The sequence below is a fragment of the Nonlabens tegetincola genome, assembly GCF_002117085.1.
GTDB lineage: Bacteria > Bacteroidota > Bacteroidia > Flavobacteriales > Flavobacteriaceae > Nonlabens > Nonlabens tegetincola.
This window is the reverse complement of the sequence record NZ_CP019342.1, coordinates 1,811,368-1,826,155: the sequence shown is the minus strand read 5'-3', so window position 1 is coordinate 1,826,155 and position 14,788 is coordinate 1,811,368. Positions and strand designations below refer to the sequence as shown.

Sequence of the window (14,788 nt, the reverse complement as noted above, 5' to 3'; positions counted from 1 at the left end):
TTAGTAATGATGATTTAAAAAGCTTTTAAGATCTTTTTGCATCATACCAGCTTCAAAATGAGAATACAAACTTAAAGCCTTCTTTTTGAATGTACTTGCACTTTGGTTGTTGTAAAGATCTGGTTTGTAATCCATCAAATGAACGCTTACGTGATTTTTCCCATCTTCACCTATGTTCCAGGAAGATTTATTAATCCAAGGAGCAAAAATTGCAAAGGTGTTAATGTCTAGTGCTTTTCCCATATTTATGGCACCACCTTCGTTGCCAATTATAGCAGTGCAATGGTGAAGAATTTTAAGGAAGTCACGTATGTTGGGAGCAAAAGCATCTAAAAAGATGTGTTCTTTCGTTTTAAGTGAACACAGTTCATATAGTTCTTTAATTTGGTCGATTTGATTAGGGATGTAGTTGAACAATATTTGAGTCTCTGTGTTCTGGACTATAAAATCTAAAAGACTAGCTAATTCTTTAAAAGGTAACGTTTTTTCCTTACTACTACCCAAAGCACTTATCATCGTTACGGAATTAGTTAAGTCTAGCCCTTTTTGTTCCAGCCACTGTTTTCCTTGTTCGATTTCATCAACTGTCAAATGAATCTTTGGTTTAAGGTGCCATTGAATATTTTTTTCTAGCGGTTTTAATAAGATCATTCTACTACCTAGAGCTACACCTGTTTTATAAATACCTCTATTTGGTTCGTTTTTAACCACATCAGTATAAGCAAGTGATGAAAACCATTTTTTATACCCTATTCTTCTAGTAGCATGTACAATATACGAGAGCAAGGCACTGTTGTTTTTACCATAACTATCAATACACAACTGATAATTATTTTTTTTAAGCTTCTTTGCAAGTTTTAGGATACTTGTGAAGCTTTCAAAATCCTTATTGGAAGCCAATATAAGATTATCTACCGATGGATGGTTCTTTACTAAAGAAGCAGCCATCGGTGTAATAAGATAATCTATTTGACAATTGGGATAGGTGATTTTTAATTGATCTGCTATAATTGTACTCGTGAGCACATCACCCAGCATTTTATATTGAATAAGTAATACTCTCACTATACTGCTACGTTGTACTCGCGTAGAGCATCGTTAAGCGAGGTTTTTTTATTGGTACTTTCTTTACGTTTACCAATTATGATCGCACAAGGAACATTGTAAGTCCCTGCTGGGAATTCCTTAGGGTAGCTACCTGGAATTACAACCGATCTAGCAGGAACATGGCCTTTGTATTCTACTGGTTGATCTCCAGTTACGTCTATAATTTTTGTTGAAGCGGTTAGAACGACATTGGCTCCTAGCACTGCCTCTTTTTCTACTCGTACACCTTCTACCACAATACAACGGGACCCGATAAAAGCATTATCCTCTATGATAACTGGAGCAGCTTGTAAAGGTTCTAGTACGCCACCTATTCCTACACCACCACTCAGGTGCACATTTTTACCTATTTGGGCACAACTACCTACCGTTGCCCAAGTATCTACCATAGTTCCTTCCTCTACATAGGCACCTATGTTTACATAACTAGGCATCATAATAACACCACTTGAAATATAAGCTCCATGTCTAGCCACTGCATGTGGTACAACACGTATTCCTTTTTCTTTATATCCAGTTTTTAAAGGGATTTTATCATGAAATTCAAGTGGACCACATTCAATTGTTTCCATTTTTTGGATTGGGAAATATAGAACTACCGCCTTCTTTACCCATTCATTAACTTGCCAGCCATTTTCGGTAGGTTGTGCTACTCGAAATGTTCCACGATCTAGCATGTCTACCACTTCTCTAATTGCTTGCTGGGTAACACGATTCTCTAATTGAGTGCGGTCTTCCCAGGCTTCTTCAATGATATTCTTTAATTGATCCACTACTTTTAAGTTTTTCACAAATATAAGTAGTAGCAGTTAGTGATGTGCTTCATATTAGATTGATTATTTTTGCACACTCATGGCTAGAGCACTTTCTATAGATTACGGTAAAAAAAGAACAGGCATTGCAGTCACAGATCCCTTGCAACTTATAGCATCAGGTCTTACCACTGTAAACACATATGAATTAGTACCATTCATTGAAAATTATTTACGTAATGAGGAAGTAAGCACTATCGTAATAGGTGAACCTAAACAAATGAATGGTGAACCTAGTGAATTAGGAGATGTGATTAACGCTTTCGCGAAAGCGTTACAAGAAAAATACCCATCCATAGAAATTACGAGAGTGGACGAAAGATTTACCTCAAAAATGGCTTTTCAAACCATGATTGATAGTGGTTTGTCAAAATCCAAAAGGCGTAATAAAGCTCTGGTTGATGAGATCGCAGCAACTATTATTTTACAAACGTTCTTGGATAGTAAAATGTAAAACTTGCTGAAGCTGTAAATAAAAAAAGGTATAATGATAAGGTGAATGATGTTGAGGAAGGATATTGGAATCCTAACCGAAATGGGCCTTTAAATAAAAAATTATGATTTATCCAGTTGTCGCCTATGGCGATCCAGTTTTAAGAAAAGTCGCAAAGGATATTCCTCAAGATTATCCAAAATTAAAAGAAATCATTGAAAACATGTGGGAAACCATGTATGGCGCTAGTGGAGTAGGTCTGGCAGCACCACAAGTAGGTATGCCACTACGATTGTTTGTTATTGATGCAACCCCATTTGCCGATGATGAAGAGCTTACTGAGGAAGAAAGAAACCAACTTACTGGTTTCAAAAAGGTTTTTATTAATGCTCAAATTGAAGAAGAAAATGGAGACGAATGGGCATTCAATGAAGGTTGTTTAAGTATACCTAATGTAAGGGAAGATGTTTTTAGACCAGAAGAGGTTACTATTTCTTATTTAGACGAGAATTTTAATAAACATACAGAAACTTATACAGGTCTAGCCGCTCGTGTTATACAACATGAATACGATCACATTGAAGGAATATTATTTACTGATAAAATTTCAAGTCTAAAAAAGCGATTGATAAAAGGAAAACTGGCTAATATATCAAAAGGTAAGGTTCGTGTTGACTACAGAATGAGGTTTCCTGAATTAAAAGGAAGACGTTAACCATTAGTAAAATAGCTTTTACATATATTTGCCACCCAAAAAATAATTCGCAATGAGTTTAGATAACATTTTATCCATAACAGGAAAACCAGGATTGTATCAACTTAAATCAAAGGCACGTAGTGGCTTTGTAGTAGAATCTTTAATAGATAAGAAAACTTCGATTGTAGGAATAAACCACAATGTGAGCGTTTTAAAGGATATTTCCATATACACTTATTCTGAGGATGTACCACTTAAAGAGGTATTCTCTAAGATAGCTGATAAAGAGGAAAAGGGACCTGCCATTTCTCATAAAGCCTCAAAAAATGAATTGCAAGATTATTTTTCACAGGTTTTGCCAGAATATGATGAAGATCGAGTTTATGCCAGCGATATTAAAAAGGTAATTCAATGGTATAATCTTTTACAGTCAAATGACTTGCTTGCTGCTCTTGATGAAGAGGAGTAGTCAATAAAGAAGAATTTAATTATAGAATCCTAGAAACATTATTGTTTCTAGGATTTTTTATTTTTTAAACAAAGGAATTCGGTATAGAATACCATACGTATAACCTACGCCTATACCATTAAAATCATTGGTAACTCCAAATCCTGGAATGTGCAGATTATCAAAATCATCTGGAGTGCTCTCGTTGATTAGGAATTTTAATTGAACGTTTGCCATTAAATAAATGTTGTTAAACACTTCAACCTTCATTCCTCCTTGTACTTCAAACCAAATAGCAGTAAGACCAGTGAATTCTCGTTGTACTTGTTGACTTAATATAGGAAAAAGGGTATTGTCCGAGTTGTATTCATATCTGTACAATTCGTGACCAAAGCTAGCAACACCTATACGAGCACCACCGTATATCATATTGTCCATCTCTAACCAATTGTTGTAGAAATTATAATCAATTCCAGCTTTGAAGAAAGAACCACTTGTTTCATATTCAATGCGTTCTAGGTCTTTGGCAATAGTTTCATTACCTAATTCTCCAGCAACATATAAGGATGGACTTAATCTAAAATCACCTAGGATTTGAAAACCTTGATAATTGTCATCAAAGAAACTTCTTGCTAAACTAGCTGCATCTATTCCAATCCTTAATCCATATTTTTTTTGAATTGAGTCTTGAGCTTGCTCGATTTCTTTCTCTTCTTGTGCTTGTAAAACCGTACAACACAGAAGGAGGAAAACTATATTAATGACGTATTTCAACATGAATAATTTGGTTGTCTTCAATGGTAGTTTCATTAACAACTACACTATTAATCCAATTGTTAGTGCCAGTCTCAGGTGCAACTTGTGCGGTTAAATTATCATACACTACTCTAAAACCACACGCTCGACTTACGTACTCTTCTCTAGTATCAAAGGTAAAAGTAATGGCATCCTGATTTTCATTCTCATTTTCAATACGTTCAAATCTATATGTAACAGTATTTACATCAATCGGTAACGGTATTGATATTGAGTCTGTTGCAGTTAATAAAAGATCATTGGTAGAATTAAGAGGAACTTCGGTATCCACATTTTCCAATAAAACTCTCAGCTGTGAAACAACCTTGTTGTCTGATGGAATACTGCGATCTTTAAATACTATATTGATACGAGCGTTTGCTGGTTGATCCAGTGTGCATAAATCATCTTTTTCACATCCTGATACAAGGAAAAAAATGGCCCAAATCAGAATAAAAGTCGCCTTAAATTTACTCATTGATTAAACTTTCTAAAAGAGTAGTGGTTTTAGGGTAACTAGGTCGGTGAATGTAATCTGATTGAACTATTTCACCCTTTTTATTTATAATGGTGTAGGTAGGAAAGCCTTCCAGATTTATTTGTTCTTGAACAACTGGTCCTTCCTGATCATTTAAAAAGTAATGTTTTCCTTTAATATTAAATTGTGCAATACTAGGTAAGTAAGCTTTTTTCTCACTAGCATGACACAAGTAAACAAACTCAACATCATCTTTAAACTTTTCATGTAGCGCTGGCGATGCTTCCTTAAATTCGGCTTTACAAGGTCCACACCAGGTTGCCCAATTATCAATGTAAATAACTTTTCCTTTGGAATTAGAAATAATTTCATTCAAATAATTTGACGGTTCTGTAGATGTGAATTCTAGAATTTCTGATTCCTTAGGTATTTCTGGGCGCTCAAGTAATTCTTTTTCCTTTTCATATTCTCTTTTCAAAATAGCTAGGAAATCACTTCCTTTAAGTTGCTGTTCAATAGCTTGTTGATTGTTTTGATAAAAATCCAAATCGTGATTTTCAAAGGTTTTTAAAGCAGTTGAAAAAGTAGCATATTGGTTAAGTATGGGCTTTGAATTATCCTTTATAATTTGTTTTGATACAATAGAGCTTAAGGAATCTGGGGAAACTCCTGGTTTGTCAAAGACTAGTCTTTCTCTTAAATAGTTTTTATAACTACTTGCAATAGCATTAGTTAATGCACCATAGGTAAGATCGTCTTTAGTGAAATCTGGTAAGTTTTTCATGCCTTCAAAATATTCACTATCAATTGCTGGTATTTCTTTTCCTATGTAGTTAGCGTAATTTAAAAACTCTAATCTAGCATTGACTAGAAAGTATTTGTTGTTTGCATTGATTACTTTCTTGAACTCTTCTGGTATGTTTGGGTTATTAAGGTAATTCTTGTTGTATTGATGAAACTCATCTTCCTTTTTTAATAGATAAATATGTAAATCCATAGGATCCTTGTCGGCTCCTGGCTCATAAAATGGATCTACCTTGATGGGGTTATTCTCAAAATAGTTCTTTACAGCCATGAATTCTTTAGTGCGAGAACCATCTAACTTAATCGTGTTGTTCTCTGATTGTGCTCCGTTTACCGTTCCACTAATGGTTAATGAATCTCCAGGAACTAGAAAAAGATTTATTTGTTGACCTGCATACGCTATTGCTGTAGTAGGCTGTTCAATGTCTAGTGTAAGATTGAATGTGCCATTTTCATCAAATTGGGCTTGTGAGTTTTCGTATTTGTTTTGTTCACGATCAAAATAATAAACAATGAAAGAATCAGGAGCTTCATTAATACTATCCGTAAATACGATTGAACCATTAATTAATGTGGATGAAACGGCAGTATTCTCTTCTTTATTATCGACATCCTTTTTACAACTTGCTACCAATAAAACTAGTGATAGTAACAAAACAATATTTTTCATAATTACGATTTTAAAGTAAGTAGCACTACATTCTCTACATGGTGCGTTTGCGGGAACATATCTACAGGTTGGATTTTATCAATTTTATAATGTTGATCTAATAACGCGAGATCACGAGCTTGTGTTGCACTGTTACAACTCACATATACAATTTTTGGTGCTTGTAAGTTAAGCAATTGTGCAACAACATCCTTATGCATACCATCTCTTGGTGGATCTGTTATAACCACATCTGGTGCACCGTTTTCTTCAATAAATTGTTGAGTAAACACATTTTTCATATCACCAGCATAAAAGGTGGTGTTTTCTATATTGTTTACTTGCGCATTCTCTTGCGCATCTTTAATAGCTACTTCGACCGCTTCAACTCCTACCACGTGTTTTGCTTTTTTTGCTACAAATTGTGCTATAGTTCCAGTTCCTGTGTATAAATCATAGACTAATTCGTCTCCTTTTAATGACGCAAAATCTCTTGTTATTTTATACAATTCATAAGCTTGTTCACTATTTGTTTGGTAGAATGATTTGGCGTTTATTTTAAATTTTAAACCTTCCATTTCTTCCCAAATATGATCTTCACCATGGTAACAAATCACATCTTGATCATATATAGTGTCGTTTGCTTTTTCATTGATTATATATTGTAAAGATGTAATCTCCGGAAATTGTAATTTTAAGTGTTCAAGTAAAGCAATGCGTTTTGCTTCATCTTCTTGAAAAAACTGAATTACCACCATGTTCTCACCTGTTGACGCCATGCGCAGCATTAAGGTGCGTAACAATCCTGTACGTTCTCTAGGATCGTAGTATGATAAATTTTCCGCTTTCGCGAAAGCGTGAACACTCAATCTTATCTTCTCACCAATAGCAGGATGTAAATGACACTCATCTAGATGTAAAATTTTATCCCACATACCAGGAATGTGGAATCCTAAAGCTTTTTTATCCTGAATCTCTTTGTCACTGTTTATCTCTTCAAGAGTAAGCCAGCGGTTTGCAGAAAAACTGAATTCCATTTTATTGCGATAGTGGTATTGTTTTGCAGAACCCAAAATAGGTGTCACACTAGGTAATTCTAGATGGCCTATTCTAGTAAGATTCTCTACAACTTCTTTCTGTTTAAAGTGTAGTTGGTCCTCATACTTCATGTGTTGCCATTTACAACCACCACACACACTAAAGTGTTTACATACCGGTGTTGTACGACGATCACTCTTACTTATAAATTCTGTTACGCGGCCTTCATAAAAGGATCTCTTTTTCTTAAAGGTTTGAATGTTTACCACATCACCAGGAACCGCATCGGTAAGAAAAATTACCTCACCATCTTCAGTTTTTGCTACGCTTTTACCTTTGGCACCAGCATCAACCACAGGTACATTTAAAAAGGTTTTTTGTGCTCTTTTTCTTCTTTTGGACATAGGGCGTAAAATTAAACTTTATCTAGTGGAATTGAAGGTTTCTTAACGATATTTATTGGACAGTGCCTGTTAGATTTATTAACTTGCCCAACCAATAAATAGGAATAGTATGAACGTTCAAGTAGGAAATAAATCCCAACAATATATAGATCTAGAGGATAAGCATGGAGCTCATAATTATCATCCTTTACCAGTGGTTCTGGAACGAGGTGATGGAGTCTTTGTTTGGGATGTAGAAGGTAAAAAGTACTATGATTTTCTTAGTGCTTATAGTGCTGTGAATCAAGGTCATTGTCATCCAGCTATTGTTAATGCCATGACTGAACAGGCAAAAACATTAACGCTTACTTCTAGAGCATTTCACAATGATAAGCTAGGTGTTTATGAAAAATATGTAACGGATTACTTCAAGTTTGACAAAGTTTTACCGATGAACACGGGCGCCGAAGCGGTAGAGACAGCTATAAAGATTGCGAGAAAATGGGCCTATGAAAAGAAAGGTGTTCAAGAACACGATGCACAAATAATTGTGTGTGAAAATAATTTTCACGGTAGGACAACAACTGTGATTTCTTTTTCTAACGATGAAAATGCAAGAAAAAACTTTGGACCTTATACTCCTGGTTTTATTAAGATTGCCTATGATGATACTGATGCTCTTGAAAATGCATTACAACAAGATAATATAGCTGGATTTTTAGTTGAGCCTATTCAAGGGGAAGCAGGAGTGTATACTCCTAGTGATGACTTCATGATGCGAGCAAAGGAATTATGCGCTCAATACAACGCTCTTTTCATTGCAGATGAAATCCAAACAGGTATTGCTCGTACTGGTGCTTTACTTGCTGTATGCGGTAAGTGTTCCTGTGAAGGTCATTGTGAAAGACAAGAAACGTACTCACGTCCAGATATTTTAATTTTAGGTAAGGCATTATCCGGTGGAGCTTATCCTGTAAGCGCTGTTCTTGCAGATGATGAAATTATGAATGTTATACAACCTGGGCAGCATGGAAGTACCTTTGGAGGTAACCCTATCGCTGGCGCAGTAGCTATGGCGGCACTTGATGTTGTAAAGGATGAAAAACTAGCGCAAAATGCTAGAGAACTAGGTAATTACTTTAGAAGCCGAATTAATGAATATATCGAAACTACCGATACAGTAACTCTAGTAAGAGGTCGTGGACTTCTCAATGCTATTGTTGTAAATGATTCGGAAGAAAGCGATACTGCATGGAATATTTGTTTACGTTTGAGAGATCATGGACTACTGGCAAAACCTACTCACGGTAACATCATAAGATTTGCTCCTCCTTTGGTAATGACAAAAGAGCAGTTAGATGATTGTATTGAGATAATTATTAAAACTTTAAAGGAGTTTGAGTAAATTGCTACACAAATAAATTAAATAATATGCAAGATCCTTTCAATCAACCTGAAAACCAAAGACCAGTAGGACAACCTCCTAAAACCTATTTAGCTGAATCGATAATTGTAACTATTTTATGTTGCTGGCCATTAGGAATCCCAGCAATTGTAAACGCAGCAAAAGTAGATAGGCTGTGGAATCAAGGTATGTACAATGAATCTAGACAAGCATCGGAAAAAGCAAAACAGTGGTGTATTTACAGTGCTATCGGAGCAGCTGTGTTTATAGTACTTTATTTACTTTTTGTTCTTTTGGTAGTAGGATTGGACAACATTTAAATGAGTCTTAAAAGATTCTTTTTTATTGCAATTACAGTCACTTTTATAAGTGGCTGTTTTTATATTTACTATTCCTATAATCCATCAAATACAGCATTATTCCCAAAATGTCCTAGTAAAGTGGTGACTTCTTATGATTGCCCAGGTTGTGGTTCCCAACGAGCAATACACGCTATACTTCATGGAGATTTTAAAACAGCTTGGGATTTAAATGCTCTATTATTTTTTTTAATTCCTTATGTAATATTGGTTCTTTTAATGGAGCATACATCTATGATTCCTATAAAATATCGTAAATATTTGATTGGGAAATGGCCTATATTGATATTACTTATAAGCATTATTGTTTTTACTATTTATAGAAATGTATAAAATAAAAAAGGCTCGCGTTAGCGAGCCTTTTTTATTGAGTAATGTTAGAATATTATCTACAACCTGCTTGTTCCATTGCGTCGTACAGTGGTGCTAGTTGTTCCTCGGTTACATTAGGTTGATTAAGAGCAAAATCGATGTACCACTCGTAAAACTCACATTGGTTCATGTAAAATAAAACCAGAACTACCAATCCTATTATAGATAGTATTAATGAAATGATGGCTACCGTTTTAGCCGACTTCATTGCCTTTCCATTTGTATAGGCTTCCGGGTTTTGATTGTATTTTTTAAGTTCTTTATTTGCTATAACAAGAGCAATTATAGCTGCAATTGTCCCTATTCCATAAAAGCAGCAACATAAAAATCCTGCTACAGATAAAAGGTATACAGCCGTTGTATTTAATTTTTGCATGATATTAAAATTTAAAAAGTAAAGGCTCTATTTAAAGAGCCTTTTAATTAATTATATAATAACTACTTATTCTTCGTCTTCAATATTATCTAATTGATCTTCCATAGCATCAATCATTTCATCTGGAGCTCCAATTGATCTATAAAAATCAATTCCCTGCTCTAAACGTTCTCTTTCAGTATATGCAAAATATGTGTAAGCGGTGTAAGCTGTTACCAGTCCAGAAACAATTAAGGATACTAAAGCTACGGTTTTTGCAGTTTTCATAGCTTTACCATTACTGTAAGCTTCAGGGTTTTCATTATATTTTTTCAGTTCCTTGTTTGCGATAATAAAAGCTATTAAAGCTGCCACAAATCCTAGTCCCCAGGCGCAACAACATAAAAATCCTACAATGGATAAAATGTAGACTGCGGTTGTGTTGAGTTTTTGCATGATGATAAATTTAGGTTAATTGAATTATAGGTTTAAAAGTAAGTCTAAAAGTTACGTTATTCTAAATTAGTTTTCAAAAAACTTTTAAAAGATAATTAACTAGTATGGTTCCTATAGTAAGTACGGTCAAAACTAATTTAATTTTTTCTCCATGCTTGATTTTAATAAAGAAATCTATAATCAACACAGAAAAAAGTAAGAAAAGAAAGTATATGGCTGGATACATGTAAAAAGCATTTACAAATTCACCTTGAAGTAAAAAAGAAATGGACCGCTGGATTCCACATCCAGGACAGTCCATTCCTAATATTTTTTTACTCATACAAGGCAGCATCCAGCTGTCATCTAGGATGAGGTTTATATTCATGTTTAATTAGCAATACTTATTTTGATAGCAGCTTCTTTGTTTGCCTTGGTAGTTACTTTAACTATGTATAAGGCACTCGACAAGGTTGCAGTGTTAAACGTGTATTCTGTTTGAGCTGTAGATGGTTTTTCATTAAAAATTAATCGTCCAGAAAGATCATACAACGATATATTAGAAACGTTTTGCAGCTCTGGATTGAATACAGTTAAGTTTTGTTTTCTGTTATTTTGAAATACCGTGAAGCCTAGTTCGTCAATAGTATCATTAGATAAAGTGTTGCTAGTGTCTTTAAACCTAATCTCAAAACGATCCATTGACGCATGACCTGCAGGTAATTGTATTCCTTGTGAGCTTCTCGTTATGTTATAATACACATCATCAATGGTGTCATAAATATAAATATTGTTAGGCGTAAAATTAATTTGTTCTACAACTGAAAAATTGAAAGTAGCATCACTAGATGCGTTTTGATCAACTAGTAGTCCTAGAGGAATGCCCATGTCTTCATCATATTTTTGACCTGCAATTGAAAACGCACCACCTTCAACATTCACAAAAATATCAGTATCCAAGAGCCCTGGAACTCTAGCATCAACAGCTGAGTCGTAGTTAAGAGAAAGATTGTCTCTAAAGGTTAATAATAATTGTCTAGTGTAAGTATCATTAATGATTACATTCATTCTAAATTTAGGCGACTGGTTAGCATAAGCACTATTTTGTGCGCCACCGTTTCCAGAACCTCTAAGCATTAAGGAGTTACCACCACTTTCTCTAACAAAATCTCTTTGAGTGTTAGTAAATACGATTTGGTCTTCACCATTAGCTCCTGATGGTAAAGCCGTTCCAGCAGTTAAATTAGCAGTAGGAGGGAAATAAGTTCCATTAGGAGCGGTAAAACCGCTTGCATTTCGTCTTATCATAAATCCTTGTCCTACAGGAGCGTATCTAAGTGTTGCTCCTACTGGGCTTGCTAGTCCAGGTGATGTGTTTGTAATTGGATTACCACTATTGTCGTATGAATAAAAGGCAGCAGGAACATAATTACCTTCAGTAGCAAATATCCCAGATCCAGGTGCCGTTACATCATATCCATCAGGTGAATAAATACCATATCCTCCTTCATATGCAGTAAGCATGTGACTACCAGAGGCATTAGACTGCCAGAATAAAATAGATGGATCTAACTTTGTGTCGTCTACTGTAGCAACTTCTGCAGGATCGCTTCCTACACCATATCTTACAGTAGAATTTTCAAATAAAAATTGTTTTAAATCAAGTGCGCTTGGATAAGGATTACCTACTAGTGAAACCTCGTCATCTGCCACACCTACTGTAATATTACCATTATTAGGACGTCCTCTAAAATCATATCGTTGTCCGATTTGACCATTTTGATATTCTCTAAGATTAGGATTTACTGCAATCCCATTAGTTCCAGAAACACCTTTCATGCTAAAACCATATCCAGCATTCACAAAACCACTACCACCTAGATAATTCCATCCTGAATAGGCATTTCCTGGTATTGCGTTTCCTGCACTGTCATAATTGTATATCCATCTACTTGCAATTTCAAGAGGATTGGTTGCTGTCCCATCATCTGAAACACCATCACGAGCATTATAATTTAAGAAATTAGCATTTTCTGCAGTAATAGTCCTATTGAAATAATTTTCATCATCGGCAGCTGTTCCAGTAAGGATTCCCGTAGGATAATAGATTTGAGTCATTGAAAAGCCTTCGTTTCCAGATGCTGTTGCCACATCACCTACTGGTGCAGACCAATAGTTGTAATTATACTGATCAGCGGTACCTTCTTGGAAAATAGAAATAAAACCGTCACCAGCATTGCTTACATTGTCATTTTGAATAAGTTGCGCTTCTTCTCTTAGGTAAATTCTAGAGTCGGCATCATTTAAATCAATGCTTCCTTTAGAAAATAGATTGACTCCTTGAGAATAGATGAAATTATCACCTACCACAACAACTTGGGCAGCTGCGGTTATTGCGTATATGCTTAAAAATGCGGTAATTATAAAATTTTTCATACTACTCTTATTATAGAACAAAAATAAACTTTTACCATAGAAATCTTAAAAATTATGGTTAAAACACCATGTTTCAATGTGGTTTATCGATAAAAGGACTATTTTTGAGCCCAAAACGATGGTCAAGCAATCCATAAACGGTATTTTAATTTTTTTAGGTGGAGTTCTACTTGCTTACGCTCTCATTGATGAAAATGCTTCGGTTTACATAAAAATTATTGGATTAGTTTTGTTGATGTTTGGTGCTTATAGAGCAAGTCAACACTGGGTTAAAACTAAAGATGATCATCTAGATTCTGATGAGTCGTAAATTCAAAAAAGGGGATAGGATAACCTTTATCGACGACGATGTTCGTGGTGTTGTCGCTTTCGCGAAAGCGGAATCACTCACCATCATAACAGATGAGGAAATAGAAATTCAAGTAGATCCCAAGCAGGTTATTCTAGATCAAACATTCCAAATAGGTGCCGTGGATATCTCGATGGCAGAAGAGCCTAAGAAAAAACAATCGAAAAAAAGGAAAAAGGGGCAACTACCACCGATAGAAGTCGATTTGCATATTCACCAACTAACTAATAAGGATGCTTACATGCAACCGCATGAAAAGTTAGATTTACAACTGCAGGTAGCTCGTTCTAAAGTGGAATGGGCTCTACAAAACAGAATTCCCAAATTAATTTTGATCCATGGAGTGGGAACCGGTGTACTAAAAACCGAGCTTGAGTACTTACTTAATCATTATGAGCATTTAACTTATTATGATGCCGACTTCAAGAAGTACGGGCTGGGTGCAACTGAAGTGTATTTCTATCAAAACAAGTCCTAGTTTGTTATTACTGTATTTACTTCGCCGGTAGTTTCAATGGTAAGTACGGGAGAGATGTAGGTTCCAAAATCAAAAGTTCCTATTAATACCTCATTGTTACCATCGGTTAGAATCAAATTGGATATTGTAATATCAAGATTCGAGGATCTGCTATAACTATTAGGGATAGCGGTATCTATGGTTGTTGTAAATGTATCGCTTACAGCAGGATTCAGGTAGTTAGGAATTCCATTTGTTATGTCATTTCTCGGGTTTAGATCACCGTCAACATCTTCTTGTGAGGTAAGGATTCCATCGCCGTCATCATCTGTGTCTAGATAATCCAAAATTCCGTCACCGTCTGTATCACGACTGAGAGCTAGATCTATCATGCCGTTGGTGATTACCACGCCTTCATCTACTGTAGGTACGTTGTCACCATCATCATCTAGATCTATTATATCAGGTATGCCGTCATTGTCGTAGTCTCCAGTTTCAAGTTCGTTAGGTATACCGTCATTGTCTGTTTCACTATTAGTTATTGTGGCAATTGAAATATCACCTGCTGTTGCTGTAAACACATCTAGGACGTCAATTCCTTGAATGGGAATATTATTACAGTAATAATCAGATGGGATATCATCTGATAATTTGCGATATTCAATAGAGTTGTTAGTTCCTACTGAGTAGTTTCCATAGGTGTTGTTTTCTAATAAAATACCGTCGGTCGTAGAAAACTGAATGAAGATTGTTTCTTGACCGTTGTTTTTGTAAAAAATGTATTCATTACTATTCAAAAAATCAGATTCGCATGCATTAACTGATACATTTTCAAAATCAAATTCTTGCACGATAACATCGCCATCATCGCAGCTAAAAAGAAAAATGGGTAATAAGTAAAGTAACTTCTTCATGGATACAAAAATAGAACTTAAGTATTAACGTGAGTTACTATATAATATTCTTAATTAATTTA

The 14,788-nt window shown here is 35.1% G+C and carries 19 protein-coding genes; 8 read left to right on the top strand and 11 right to left on the bottom strand.

The window, feature by feature from the left end:
* Together BST91_RS08710 and BST91_RS08705 are read right to left on the bottom strand one after the other, a co-directional pair.
* Window positions 1-1,065 (bottom strand): glycosyltransferase family 9 protein, encoded by a 1,065-nt coding sequence (locus BST91_RS08710; RefSeq protein ID WP_244895594.1) that lies wholly within the window; start codon window positions 1,063-1,065, stop codon window positions 1-3.
* Window positions 1,065-1,880: a 2,3,4,5-tetrahydropyridine-2,6-dicarboxylate N-succinyltransferase gene (locus BST91_RS08705; protein ID WP_085775162.1), complete on the bottom strand. Its 816-nt coding sequence runs from the start codon at window positions 1,878-1,880 to the stop codon at window positions 1,065-1,067. Before BST91_RS08705 ends, BST91_RS08710 begins: the two co-directional genes overlap by 1 nt.
* 79 nt (window positions 1,881-1,959) lie before the next feature.
* Between BST91_RS08705 and ruvX the strand changes: the two genes are divergently transcribed.
* From ruvX to BST91_RS08690, 3 genes are all read left to right on the top strand, one after another.
* The gene (gene ruvX, locus BST91_RS08700) at window positions 1,960-2,373 is read left to right on the top strand and encodes a Holliday junction resolvase RuvX (protein WP_085775161.1); all 414 of its coding nucleotides are present in this window, start codon (window positions 1,960-1,962) and stop codon (window positions 2,371-2,373) included.
* Between the two features lie 103 nt (window positions 2,374-2,476).
* Window positions 2,477-3,067: a peptide deformylase gene (gene def, locus BST91_RS08695; protein ID WP_085775160.1), complete on the top strand. Its 591-nt coding sequence runs from the start codon at window positions 2,477-2,479 to the stop codon at window positions 3,065-3,067.
* Window positions 3,068-3,119: 52 nt separating this feature from the next.
* On the top strand, window positions 3,120-3,518 hold the full coding sequence (locus BST91_RS08690) for a DUF5606 family protein (protein ID WP_042277534.1): 399 nt from the start codon (window positions 3,120-3,122) through the stop codon (window positions 3,516-3,518).
* 57 nt (window positions 3,519-3,575) lie between these two features.
* Here BST91_RS08690 and BST91_RS08685 read toward each other — a convergent pair whose 3' ends face one another.
* Genes BST91_RS08685 through rlmD form a run of 4 tightly spaced genes read right to left on the bottom strand, consistent with a single transcriptional unit; the run spans window position 3,576 to window position 7,665 of the window.
* A complete protein-coding gene (locus BST91_RS08685) occupies window positions 3,576-4,274 on the bottom strand; it encodes a DUF6048 family protein (protein ID WP_085775159.1) in 699 nt (232 codons plus the stop codon).
* Window positions 4,255-4,770, bottom strand: a complete 516-nt coding sequence (locus BST91_RS08680; protein ID WP_042277539.1) for a DUF6452 family protein — start codon at window positions 4,768-4,770, stop codon at window positions 4,255-4,257. Before BST91_RS08680 ends, BST91_RS08685 begins: the two co-directional genes overlap by 20 nt.
* Window positions 4,763-6,244, bottom strand: a complete 1,482-nt coding sequence (locus BST91_RS08675; RefSeq protein ID WP_085775158.1) for a TlpA family protein disulfide reductase — start codon at window positions 6,242-6,244, stop codon at window positions 4,763-4,765. The genes BST91_RS08680 and BST91_RS08675 overlap by 8 nt, the downstream gene beginning before the upstream one ends.
* Window positions 6,245-6,246: 2 nt before the next feature.
* Complete coding sequence (gene rlmD, locus BST91_RS08670) at window positions 6,247-7,665, bottom strand: 23S rRNA (uracil(1939)-C(5))-methyltransferase RlmD (RefSeq protein ID WP_085775157.1); 1,419 nt, start codon at window positions 7,663-7,665, stop codon at window positions 6,247-6,249.
* A 109-nt stretch (window positions 7,666-7,774) separates the two neighbouring features.
* On the opposite strand from rlmD, the gene rocD reads away from it, so the two are divergent.
* Genes rocD through BST91_RS08655 form a run of 3 tightly spaced genes read left to right on the top strand, consistent with a single transcriptional unit; the run spans window position 7,775 to window position 9,741 of the window.
* Window positions 7,775-9,049 carry an ornithine--oxo-acid transaminase gene (rocD, locus tag BST91_RS08665; protein ID WP_085775156.1) on the top strand — a complete coding sequence of 425 codons (1,275 nt, stop codon included), beginning with the start codon at window positions 7,775-7,777 and terminating at the stop codon, window positions 9,047-9,049.
* A gap of 26 nt (window positions 9,050-9,075) precedes the next feature.
* Window positions 9,076-9,369: a CD225/dispanin family protein gene (locus BST91_RS08660; protein WP_042277545.1), complete on the top strand. Its 294-nt coding sequence runs from the start codon at window positions 9,076-9,078 to the stop codon at window positions 9,367-9,369.
* Entirely contained in the window at window positions 9,370-9,741 is a 372-nt protein-coding gene (locus BST91_RS08655; RefSeq protein ID WP_042277547.1) for a DUF2752 domain-containing protein, read from the top strand.
* 52 nt (window positions 9,742-9,793) lie between these two features.
* Here the strand turns inward: BST91_RS08655 and BST91_RS08650 are convergent, their stop codons facing one another.
* The 4 genes from BST91_RS08650 to BST91_RS08635 form a co-directional block, all read right to left on the bottom strand.
* Window positions 9,794-10,156: a CCC motif membrane protein gene (locus tag BST91_RS08650; RefSeq protein WP_042277548.1), complete on the bottom strand. Its 363-nt coding sequence runs from the start codon at window positions 10,154-10,156 to the stop codon at window positions 9,794-9,796.
* A 66-nt stretch (window positions 10,157-10,222) separates the two neighbouring features.
* Window positions 10,223-10,591: a CCC motif membrane protein gene (locus BST91_RS13310; RefSeq protein ID WP_042277550.1), complete on the bottom strand. Its 369-nt coding sequence runs from the start codon at window positions 10,589-10,591 to the stop codon at window positions 10,223-10,225.
* Window positions 10,592-10,664: 73 nt separating this feature from the next.
* On the bottom strand, window positions 10,665-10,958 hold the full coding sequence (locus BST91_RS08640; RefSeq protein ID WP_042277552.1) for a DUF2752 domain-containing protein: 294 nt from the start codon (window positions 10,956-10,958) through the stop codon (window positions 10,665-10,667).
* A gap of 2 nt (window positions 10,959-10,960) precedes the next feature.
* Complete coding sequence (locus tag BST91_RS08635) at window positions 10,961-13,006, bottom strand: T9SS type A sorting domain-containing protein (protein WP_085775155.1); 2,046 nt, start codon at window positions 13,004-13,006, stop codon at window positions 10,961-10,963.
* A gap of 76 nt (window positions 13,007-13,082) precedes the next feature.
* Here BST91_RS08635 and BST91_RS08630 point away from each other — a divergent pair, with 76 nt between their 5' ends.
* Both BST91_RS08630 and BST91_RS08625 read left to right on the top strand, forming a co-directional pair.
* The gene (locus tag BST91_RS08630; protein WP_235783946.1) at window positions 13,083-13,316 is read left to right on the top strand and encodes a hypothetical protein; all 234 of its coding nucleotides are present in this window, start codon (window positions 13,083-13,085) and stop codon (window positions 13,314-13,316) included.
* Complete coding sequence (locus tag BST91_RS08625) at window positions 13,306-13,833, top strand: Smr/MutS family protein (RefSeq protein ID WP_085775154.1); 528 nt, start codon at window positions 13,306-13,308, stop codon at window positions 13,831-13,833. The genes BST91_RS08630 and BST91_RS08625 overlap by 11 nt, the downstream gene beginning before the upstream one ends.
* Here the strand turns inward: BST91_RS08625 and BST91_RS08620 are convergent.
* A complete protein-coding gene (locus BST91_RS08620) occupies window positions 13,830-14,726 on the bottom strand; it encodes a hypothetical protein (protein WP_085775153.1) in 897 nt (298 codons plus the stop codon). The two genes, BST91_RS08625 and BST91_RS08620, sit on opposite strands and share 4 nt — an antisense overlap.
* Between the last annotated feature and the right edge of the window lie 62 nt (window positions 14,727-14,788).

Bases quoted from the DNA above. Each gene is read 5' to 3' on its own strand.
- ruvX (WP_085775161.1), top strand. From the start codon at position 1,960: ATGGCTAGAGCACTTTCTATAGATTACGGTAAAAAAAGAACAGGCATT.
- def (WP_085775160.1), top strand. From the start codon at position 2,477: ATGATTTATCCAGTTGTCGCCTATGGCGATCCAGTTTTAAGAAAAGTC.
- BST91_RS08690 (WP_042277534.1), top strand. From the start codon at position 3,120: ATGAGTTTAGATAACATTTTATCCATAACAGGAAAACCAGGATTGTAT.
- BST91_RS08685 (WP_085775159.1), bottom strand. From the start codon at position 4,274: ATGTTGAAATACGTCATTAATATAGTTTTCCTCCTTCTGTGTTGTACG.
- BST91_RS08680 (WP_042277539.1), bottom strand. From the start codon at position 4,770: ATGAGTAAATTTAAGGCGACTTTTATTCTGATTTGGGCCATTTTTTTC.
- BST91_RS08675 (WP_085775158.1), bottom strand. From the start codon at position 6,244: ATGAAAAATATTGTTTTGTTACTATCACTAGTTTTATTGGTAGCAAGT.
- rlmD (WP_085775157.1), bottom strand. From the start codon at position 7,665: ATGTCCAAAAGAAGAAAAAGAGCACAAAAAACCTTTTTAAATGTACCT.
- rocD (WP_085775156.1), top strand. From the start codon at position 7,775: ATGAACGTTCAAGTAGGAAATAAATCCCAACAATATATAGATCTAGAG.
- BST91_RS08660 (WP_042277545.1), top strand. From the start codon at position 9,076: ATGCAAGATCCTTTCAATCAACCTGAAAACCAAAGACCAGTAGGACAA.
- BST91_RS08655 (WP_042277547.1), top strand. From the start codon at position 9,370: ATGAGTCTTAAAAGATTCTTTTTTATTGCAATTACAGTCACTTTTATA.
- BST91_RS08650 (WP_042277548.1), bottom strand. From the start codon at position 10,156: ATGCAAAAATTAAATACAACGGCTGTATACCTTTTATCTGTAGCAGGA.
- BST91_RS13310 (WP_042277550.1), bottom strand. From the start codon at position 10,591: ATGCAAAAACTCAACACAACCGCAGTCTACATTTTATCCATTGTAGGA.
- BST91_RS08640 (WP_042277552.1), bottom strand. From the start codon at position 10,958: ATGAATATAAACCTCATCCTAGATGACAGCTGGATGCTGCCTTGTATG.
- BST91_RS08635 (WP_085775155.1), bottom strand. From the start codon at position 13,006: ATGAAAAATTTTATAATTACCGCATTTTTAAGCATATACGCAATAACC.
- BST91_RS08630 (WP_235783946.1), top strand. From the start codon at position 13,083: ATGTGGTTTATCGATAAAAGGACTATTTTTGAGCCCAAAACGATGGTC.
- BST91_RS08625 (WP_085775154.1), top strand. From the start codon at position 13,306: ATGAGTCGTAAATTCAAAAAAGGGGATAGGATAACCTTTATCGACGAC.
- BST91_RS08620 (WP_085775153.1), bottom strand. From the start codon at position 14,726: ATGAAGAAGTTACTTTACTTATTACCCATTTTTCTTTTTAGCTGCGAT.